Origin of the sequence: Pseudomonas sp. FSL R10-1339 (assembly GCF_009600545.1) — a bacterium.
Lineage (GTDB): Bacteria > Pseudomonadota > Gammaproteobacteria > Pseudomonadales > Pseudomonadaceae > Aquipseudomonas > Aquipseudomonas bubulae.
In genome coordinates this window covers 21,153-29,722 of the sequence record NZ_WIVQ01000057.1, presented here as the reverse complement: position 1 = coordinate 29,722, position 8,570 = coordinate 21,153, and the positions used below count along the sequence as shown (strand labels likewise).

Annotated in this window: 8 protein-coding genes, 1 tRNA gene and 1 pseudogene; 1 reads left to right on the top strand and 9 read right to left on the bottom strand. The window is 54.1% G+C overall.

What is annotated here, in order from left to right; translation table 11 throughout:
* Positions 1–209: 209 nt before the first annotated feature.
* The 6 genes and pseudogenes from GHO03_RS16265 to GHO03_RS16245 form a co-directional block, all read right to left on the bottom strand.
* Positions 210–977, bottom strand: coding sequence for a YafY family protein (locus tag GHO03_RS16265; protein WP_306108797.1), 768 nt, complete (start codon positions 975–977; stop codon positions 210–212).
* Between the two features lie 407 nt (positions 978–1,384).
* On the bottom strand, positions 1,385–3,493 hold the full coding sequence (locus GHO03_RS16260) for an AAA family ATPase (protein WP_228394580.1): 2,109 nt from the start codon (positions 3,491–3,493) through the stop codon (positions 1,385–1,387).
* Positions 3,494–3,629: 136 nt separating this feature from the next.
* Positions 3,630–3,770 (bottom strand): type IIL restriction-modification enzyme MmeI, encoded by a 141-nt coding sequence (locus GHO03_RS25880; protein WP_372241758.1) that lies wholly within the window; start codon positions 3,768–3,770, stop codon positions 3,630–3,632.
* Between the two features lie 163 nt (positions 3,771–3,933).
* On the bottom strand, positions 3,934–4,899 hold the full coding sequence (locus tag GHO03_RS16255) for an inovirus-type Gp2 protein (protein ID WP_153400187.1): 966 nt from the start codon (positions 4,897–4,899) through the stop codon (positions 3,934–3,936).
* 345 nt (positions 4,900–5,244) lie between these two features.
* Positions 5,245–5,451 carry an AlpA family transcriptional regulator gene (locus tag GHO03_RS16250; RefSeq protein WP_153400186.1) on the bottom strand — a complete coding sequence of 69 codons (207 nt, stop codon included), beginning with the start codon at positions 5,449–5,451 and terminating at the stop codon, positions 5,245–5,247.
* Between the two features lie 321 nt (positions 5,452–5,772).
* Positions 5,773–6,513 (bottom strand): annotated as a pseudogene (locus tag GHO03_RS16245) (IS5 family transposase).
* A 666-nt stretch (positions 6,514–7,179) separates the two neighbouring features.
* On the opposite strand from GHO03_RS16245, the gene GHO03_RS16240 reads away from it, so the two are divergent.
* On the top strand, positions 7,180–7,425 hold the full coding sequence (locus tag GHO03_RS16240; protein ID WP_153400185.1) for a hypothetical protein: 246 nt from the start codon (positions 7,180–7,182) through the stop codon (positions 7,423–7,425).
* A 346-nt stretch (positions 7,426–7,771) separates the two neighbouring features.
* On the opposite strand, the gene GHO03_RS16235 is transcribed toward GHO03_RS16240, so the two are convergent.
* The 3 genes from GHO03_RS16235 to ihfA form a co-directional block, all read right to left on the bottom strand.
* Positions 7,772–7,848 (bottom strand) — tRNA-Pro (locus GHO03_RS16235).
* 79 nt (positions 7,849–7,927) lie between these two features.
* On the bottom strand, positions 7,928–8,284 hold the full coding sequence (locus GHO03_RS16230; protein WP_095001969.1) for a MerR family transcriptional regulator: 357 nt from the start codon (positions 8,282–8,284) through the stop codon (positions 7,928–7,930).
* Positions 8,265–8,567, bottom strand: a complete 303-nt coding sequence (ihfA, locus tag GHO03_RS16225; protein WP_002553164.1) for an integration host factor subunit alpha — start codon at positions 8,565–8,567, stop codon at positions 8,265–8,267. Before ihfA ends, GHO03_RS16230 begins: the two co-directional genes overlap by 20 nt.
* Between the last annotated feature and the right edge of the window lie 3 nt (positions 8,568–8,570).

Below are 8,570 nucleotides of genomic sequence, written 5' to 3'. Positions count from 1 at the left end.
TCGCTGGTTGCTCATGGCACCTCCTAATGGGCCTCATTTTAAGGCTTGGAGATGTCTACGAAACTAGGGGCGATTCACTGAGCCTGTTCCAAGGTGGACAAAATGACTTTGCTTGGGGTAGTCACTGAAGATTCCCTTATGACGTAATAGTGGCTAGGAGGGTAACAAGAAAAGCAAGCTGATTGCCGGCTGCATGCTTAAGTGCAGGCCTACAGACTCACCTCATTCAAGCACTCATACTGCGCTGATGCCCGCTTGAGTTTTTCTGCGATCCGCTCACGTAGGCTTTGCGGTGCTTCGACCATCAGTGCGTCACCTTGGGAAAGAATCCACCACTGTAATTGCCAAGTATCACTGATCGTTGCCTGCAGACGGTAGCCATCCTGGAGTTTTTCCAGGGCCATATCGGTAGACAGGGGCGTTTCCCGAAGCAGGCGGGCCAGACTGTCACTGAGACGGGCCTGCAGGCTGATCTTGGCAGTACTGCCGAACTGTAAGGCATTGCTGGCCAAATACTCCTGCAGATCGAAGTCATCCAGACCCTGGGCAGAACTCGGCAGAGTTTCGACCTCGCGAAAACGATGGATAGCGTACTGACGGACATCGGCATAGGGTGGCGCCGTACCGATTAAATAGGTGATGGCCCCCCGCTGAACCAAGGCGAGAGGATTGAGAACCAGCTCCCGTTCCTTATCGTTGTGGGCCGAGTAATATCGGCATTGCAGTTGTTTTTCCTGAAGCAAAGCAGCCTGCAAGGTTTCCAGTGTGTTGTCCGGCGTAATCGGCGGCAGCAGGCTCAGAGCGGGGCTGACACTCGCAACTTTGCCCAGCCAGCGCACGGTCTGGTTATCCTGCGCCAGGCTTTCCAGTTTTTTCCTGGCGAACCGAAAACGCGGCTTCAATGCCCTCAACATGCTGCCCGGCAAGAGCGGTCGGATCGCGTCTTCGACCAAGACTAGACTCAGGGCCTCGCCCATGCTGATACCTGGCAAGCTCACACTGGCACCCTCGGCCCAGTACCATCCATACGGAGTGCCTTTATCGTTACACTGCAGTGGGAATAGCCTGGATAGCGCGACCAGATCACGCTCGATGGTGCGCTTACTGACCCGGTATCCAGCCTCTTGCATCCCACCAAGCAATTCCGTCGTGGTAAGCCCAGGACTACGAGAAGGGATTTTTTGCAGCAGATCCCATTGCCGTGTTGTGGCGTCGTGTACTGATGAAGATGGCAAGACAAGCTCCCTGTCAGTTGTAGTGAGGCAAGCATGATGATCCTCACCAATATACGTGGCAATTAGACATTATGGCGATCTGCTAACGCGGGCATCCGCTCGCTCTACCATTCAACCTTTCCCACTGGCGGGAGACCGGGTAGAAACAGCTAGTGCATGAAACCGATAGGGCGCTGCACGGGCGTCTTGAGACGGCTTTCCGCAAGCAGGGCTTGAGCAAGCTCTTCCGCGTTGGTAAATGGCTTGAAGCGCGCACGTCGAGCAACCAAGGCGAAATCACCCGGAGTCAGGCTGGCTTCGCCCAAGAGCCGCAGGCCGCTGGTCTTAGCTAGATCCTTGAGTTTTAGGGTCTGTAGATGAGCATTGAACAGCGCTTGGATCTGAAGGGGCTTCAGAAAGCCAAAATGAATCTTCAAATCGAATCGGCGCAACGAGGCTTCGTCGAGGTCGCGCATCAGATTGGTGGAGGCGATGAACAGCCCTCGATAGTTCTCCATCTGCGTGAGCATTTCATTGACGGCCGTGACTTCCCAACTCTGAGTGGCTTTCTTCCGATCTTGTAGGAAGCTGTCCACTTCGTCGAGCAGCAGTACGGCCTGTTCCTCGCCGGCCTTCTCAAAGGCCCTGGCTAGATTCTGTTCGGTGGTGCCCACATAAGGTGAAACGAGATCGGACACCCGTTTGACCATCAGCGGTTTCTCCAGCTCTTGCGCGAGCCAGTGGCCGAAGGCCGTCTTGCCCGTCCCTGGAGGACCATAGAAGCACAGGCGTGCTTCAGGGTGTTTGCGCAGACCGTCAATCAATCCGTCGAGGGGAATATCCGCATTGATCAGACTCGGGGAGTAGAAACTCGGCAGCTGCTGCGCCTGGTTACGGCCCAGTTGCTCGAAGCCCTGGGCTTTCAGCGTCGCATCAACCAGACACTCGACCGTGGCATCGAGGCGCTTTCCCGCGCGCGGGTGCAGGCTGCGCGCAATGCGAGCCGCCCGGGCGATTACGGCGGGTGTCATCTCCTCATGCTCGACCAGTTTCTCCACCAGTGCCTCGCCTAGACGGTCGCCACTGCACTCACGGACAATCTGTTCCCGCTGGCTTTTGGGTGGGTTTGGTAGTTCGATGACCACGTCAAAGCGGCGGATATAGGCGTTGTCCAAACACTCAATGTCGTTGCTCAGCCAGAAGCAGGGTAGGCTGTTCTCTTCCAGCATGCGATTGATCCAGCCTTTCTGGGTTTTGCTCTTGCCAGAAAAAGGCAATGGCGAGGTGTCGAAGATGTCCTCAATTTCATCCAGCAGTAACAATGCCTTCTGCGACTGCAGTGCACTCATTGCCGAACGCAGGGCGCACAGGCGTTGATGGGCGCTGACTGGGTCGCCGTCGCTGTCGGTACAAGCGATTTCATAGAGCGAAGTCCCGAGCAGGCGAGCGAGCAGGCGACTGAGTTGGGTCTTGCCGGTGCCAGGCGGGCCGTACAACAGAATGTTCACGCCGCTGCGCTCTTCGGCCAGGGCTTTCTTCAAGTAGGTTGTGGCAATCTCAAGGGATCGCCCCAGATGGCGGTAATCCTTCTCGTTCAGATGGCCTGGCGGACTCAGACGAAAGGCATGCTTGAACAGCTCAATGGGCTGCCCGCGGCTGAAGCGCAACTGCTGGAGGAAGTCGGAGCTTTCAATGACTAAGCGGCTGCTCAGAGTGCTCATTGTGCAGGATCGCGCATTGATCTCAAGCAGGCCGGCACGAACTAATCGTCCCTCATTGACCAGATAGGGAAGAAGATCTTCTTGAGGAGTATCGAGAAGAGTGGACAGTACCCTTATCGTCCGGTTGAAACCGAGAGCACCCAGTTGGTCAGAGGCATCGTTGAGGCAGGGATCAGTATGCAGCAGTACACAGAAGCCGAGTATGCGCTGTTCGATAGCGTCCAATCCGATCAGCTGGCCGAGCGCCTGTACATTTGCCTGCAGCCTGTCCGGGTAATCTGGCGCGGGGAAGGCCAGGTCGAAGGCTAGACGTTCGCGTTTGAGTCGGCGCAAGGCCATCGCCGGACTGAAATCCTCCGCATCGACCAACTCTTGCAATCCAAGCTCTGCGGCTATTTCATCGTCGTTGAAATGATGTCGCTGAATGAAGTTTCGGTGTCCACCTAGATCGAGCATCAGCATGAACACTAATTTCAGGGACAGCGCACAGGTATCGGAGGAGTGTGGCCCTGAAGCACGGAGGGCCATAGAGCTGGTCGAGCGACGATGTATGGACATGAGGTATTTCCTGTACCGAATGTAGATTCATTCTGGAGCAGGAGCGCGTCATCTTGTGTCGCAACCGTGCTGGGGCGTAGCTCTGATTTTGGCTAAAGCCATGTACGCCCTCAACGGTTGCGATCTGGTTTCGCTCTCAGATCAAGTCGAAAAGCCGCCCCATCTTCTCGGTGGCTTTTACGTCCGCGACGCTTTCACTACGGATGTAACTCTTTTCCAAGCCGGCCAATGGCAGGAAGAAGCTGTACTGCTGCGGATTCCACGGCGATCTGGACACTTTCAGGCAGGCAGCGACGCAGGATTATCACTACCATCGACCTCTTTTCTCGAAGCGAAGAGGTCGTCGTGGAGCGTTTATCCATGCGTAAAATCCGAGAGGTACTACGCCTACCCGCTCGAACGAATCCAAACCAGCGCAGCGCATTCAACCTGCCAACTTTTCATGCAGTTGCCCGTCGAACGCGACCAGTGCGAAAGGTTCGTGCCCCTGCCGGCTTGATACGTAGATGCTGAGTGTCCTTGGTGAGGTAGTGCATGGCCTTGATAACCTTACCGCATGCCTGAGTGTCAACTCGCCTGATCGTCCCGATACCGAGTTCATTACCGTAACGGTCCTTATCATCGTTGCAGCTGTAGTAGTACCCGTGCCCACGGCTGATCTGCTCCCACAGCTCACCAATCTCCCTAGCTTTATTAAAGTCGCTACGCACCTCAGCGCCGTTGAAGAAGAAGGCTGCATGGACGTGGAACCCCTTGTCCTCTCCTTGCTCAACTGAACAGATGTAGCCCGTCTCGTGCTTGAAGATCGGATTACGCTCCCTCGCACGGACCAGCAGATCCAGGTCTTCGAACACGTGCTCGATACGCAGACGTGTTTGTGCTTTTTCTCGGTAGTGCAGATCCACCCGCACCACAACCGTACGGGAATAGCGATCCAGCACCCGTCCCACGTACTCAGTAAGCATGGCCTGCTTCTGGCTGGCCTCATAGCGGCGGTCATTCTCCTTACGCTTGAACTCCTTGCTTCGGATAATCTGACGAATCCGAGCGACAAGCACGTTCATGGAGCGGTGGAAATCCAGGTATCCCGTCCCTTGCTCATTCAGGCAGATCAGACCTTCAGGACTACGCTCCAGGCCAATATCCTGACAGGCTTGCCAGAAGGCTCGCAGGTGCTCGCTGTAGACGTAGGCGTGACGCTTATCGAAGAGGTAAACCATCTGCTGCATGGAGTCGAAGTATTTGGAGAGCTTGGTCCTATGTACCTGTTCGTATCCTGATGGAGATTGAATGATCTCGAAAGCTGGTCTGTCAGTACGCTCAATGGACTGAATAAGTCGCTCGATCCTGATCGAGGCTTGAGACTGGGACAAGCTGGTGCAGGAGATAGGGTTGAGTGAGTGCATGGTTGAGTACCTGGTTGGGTGATGAACACACCAAGTACTCACTGAGTAATTTTTTACTGCTGAGACGCTCTCTGCTTGAGACTATTGGAAGGTAGTAGTTGATTGGAAATAGCTATATCAATAAAACCAGCTTAACCAAGCAAGGCACTGCCCAGAGAAGCGGGGCAATGGAATGCGACATTGCCCTACCTATCGAGACTTTTGGCTGTGAGCCTACTGCGGGAGTTGTCTGAGGTGTCGCCACGGCAACCGGCCGACGCGGCATAAAGCGCCATGACTGGGGAAGCCCCAGTCATGGCGTATTGAGACTGCTTGGAACAGGCATCCAAAGCTCGCCCCTGATACCTACAAGTCACACGGCTCCCCCTCAGCCAAGTCGCGTGCCTTAATCCTAGCTAGGATCCAGTCGTGAACTTCTTTTTCCACCCAGGCAACGCACCGATCACCCAGTGGGACCTGCTTTGGGAAAGCTCCTTCGGCGATGTACTTATAAATGGTGGACCGGCCCAGGCCGGTGCAGTCGATAACTTCTTTCAGGCGGATGATCCTCATGAACGGGCTCCTCTCGTATCGTTCAGAGGATTCGCAAAGCCTGTAAAAAATTACTTCGAAGCCGATCGACCACATTGCGAACCGATCATCGCCAGAGCTTCTTCCACCAGTTCCTGTCCAAACCACCTCTGAACTATCTGAATGAGGATGAATCAGCGCAGACCGTAGGTCTACCACCTTTCTGGGAGCCGACGAGCAGCCAGCTCGAGCACGCATGCACAGTCCGCGATAATGTTGAGTTGCCGCGGCAAGTCGCTCTGACTGCAGCCGCCGACCGTTTAGCGCCACGCTGGAGATGGAAGCACTACAGGGCGTTCCCAATCAGGCCAGCCAAATGACGGCTGACACGAGGCTCAACATCGCCTGATAGTTCCTGGCCAGTCGCTCATATCGGGTCGCTATCCGGCGGAACAGCTTCAGCTTCAGGAAGAAACGCTCCACCAGGTTGCGCGCCGTGTAGAGATGCCGATCCAGTGTGCGAGGGCGCAGACGATTCTTTTTAGATGGGATCACGGCCTCAGCCCCATGCGCTGGATCGCCTCAACGAAGGCGGCAGAGTCATAGCCCTTGTCTGCCAATACGGCTTCGCACGTAAAACCGTCAATCAGGGCGGCGGCTTGCTCATATTCCGAAGCTTGCCCCGGCGTTAACAGCAGACGCAGCGGGTTACCGAGAGCATCCACGGTTGCGTGAATCTTGGTGCTCAAGCCACCTCGGGACTTACCCATGGCCTCGGCGGCCTGGGCTGTTTTTGCGGCACCATGCTGATGAACGCGGACGATGCTGCCATAAGGTGTTCCAGGTCAGCCTCCCCGGAGAGCGAGGCCATCAGTTTCAGCCAGACGCCTTTGCGTGACCATCGGTCATAGCGGGCGTAGACACGGTGCCAGTGACCATAGCTATCGGGCAGATCACGCCAAGGGGAGCCGGTTCGGGCCACCCACAATACGGCTTCAACAAACAGGCGGTTATCGCGGGCTGTGACACCTTGGTCGCTGGTTTGCCCGGCAGAAGATCCTTGATGCGCTCCCATTGATCATCGCGCAGCCAGAAGAGCCTCATCCCGCCCCCAAATGGCTCAAGGGTATCGAACGACTCAAATTACCTCAAATGAGAATGCCCTGTGGGTCAAAGACACTCCTGATTACCGTTTTGTACAAGTGGATCTGTGACACCTTTCGGTCCGGTATAGAGATTCTTTTCTGGGCAGAATCGCTCATAAAATTGGTTGTTATTCATCAACAAAAACAAAAATATTTCAGGATGAAGCAAGCAAAAATATGGGCCTAAAGCTAAAATAAACAGGTTACGTCACATTGCACATCACTTCGTAACGTTACACGATGCAGTAACGCAGTAACGTTGCACGTTTTGAAACCATGTGACGAAACTCGATAACATCACATGGTGACGCGTCATTATTAGATACAGGATAACATTACATTGAGCAATGAAAATGCTACATTCATACTAGATCTATCAGACCCTTCCACCGTAGATCTATCAGACCTTCCCTACGTAGACCTATCAGAACCGGAGGTTACAAAGCTAGAGGCTACGGTTCTTAAGTGGCTTAACCCTCGAAATAGAGCGCAGCACCTGTGGGCAATTGACTACTTGACTACAAAGGGGGAGAAGCTTTCTGAGGGCTTACTATCCTCTCCCGAAGATAGTCTCGCCGAATGGAGTCAAAGCCTACGAGACACGCCAGCCAATAAGCTGCTAATCATGAATATGACAGCAGCTTGGCGTCAGAAGCAGCACAGGGAGCGACAAGTCAAGAACGAGAAGAAATCCTACAGCTTCACTCTTGATACGACAGTGAAGGCTCAGCTTGACCGCCTCGCCCGAAGACAAAAGAAAACGATATCTGGAATGCTGCAGGATCTGATCAAGCAATCAGTACTCAAGGCCGAAAAAGCTGAAGCAAAGAAGAAGTCCACGAACCCAAAGGGAAGCAGACCGGAGTGGTAACTCACTGCTATGCATTGCCACAGACTCAGCGTTGCAGAGGGCTCCAAATAGCTTTTTCGATATCACTCACCAGCTGCGTCAGGAATGGAGCCTTACAGCTCAATATTTGCCCCATAGCCTGATGAACCATAGACTTTGCCAACCCAACCGCTTGGCAGGAGCAGCCCTTGGAGGCAGAGCTGAAAGTCGTGATAATCGACCTAGAGGCGTACGGCCATCCTGCAGCCAGATGCGCACCACCAAACAAGGCAATCTCAATTCACTACCAATTCACTACCAAAACAGCCGAATCTCAGACATGAAAAAGCCAGGCCGCTACCGAACCTGGCTAAGTCATTGAAGAATATGGTCGGGACGGAGTGATTCGAACACTCGACCCCTAGCACCCCATGCTAGTGCGCTACCGGACTGCGCTACGCCCCGACTAGGCGTTACAACTTGCTAGAACGTTGAGAAATATACCTTAAGCTTTTGAAATACGAAAGTATTTTAAATGCCTCGGTTATTTCTTCAGTACCAGCAAGACATCCTCCAATTCGGAGATCGTTTGGCGGATCAGCTGCTTGTATTGCGTGGTGTCATCTTTGGCTTCATCACCGGAAAGCCGCAAGCGCGCACCTCCAATGGTGAAACCCTGGTCATAAAGCAGCGCACGAATCTGCCGGATCATCAGCACATCCTGGCGCTGATAATACCGGCGGTTTCCGCGACGTTTTACGGGGTTGAGCTGAGGGAATTCTTGCTCCCAGTAGCGCAGCACATGCGGCTTTACACCGCACAGCTCGCTGACTTCGCCTATGGCGAAGTAGCGTTTGCCAGGGATCGGCGGGAGCTCGTCGTTATGACTTGGTTCCAGCATAAGCCTCTACTCGGGCCTTCAACTTCTGCCCTGGACGAAAAGTGACTACACGGCGAGCCGTGATCGGGATTTCTTCTCCCGTTTTCGGATTGCGGCCAGGCCGCTGTCGCTTGTCACGCAGATCAAAATTGCCAAAACCTGACAGTTTGACCTGCTCGTTGTCTTCAAGAGCGTGCCTGATTTCTTCAAAAAACAGCTCGACCAATTCTTTGGCCTCGCGTTTATTCAGGCCCAACTCTTCGTAAAGACGTTCCGCCATCTCAGCTTTTGTCAGAGCCCCCATACG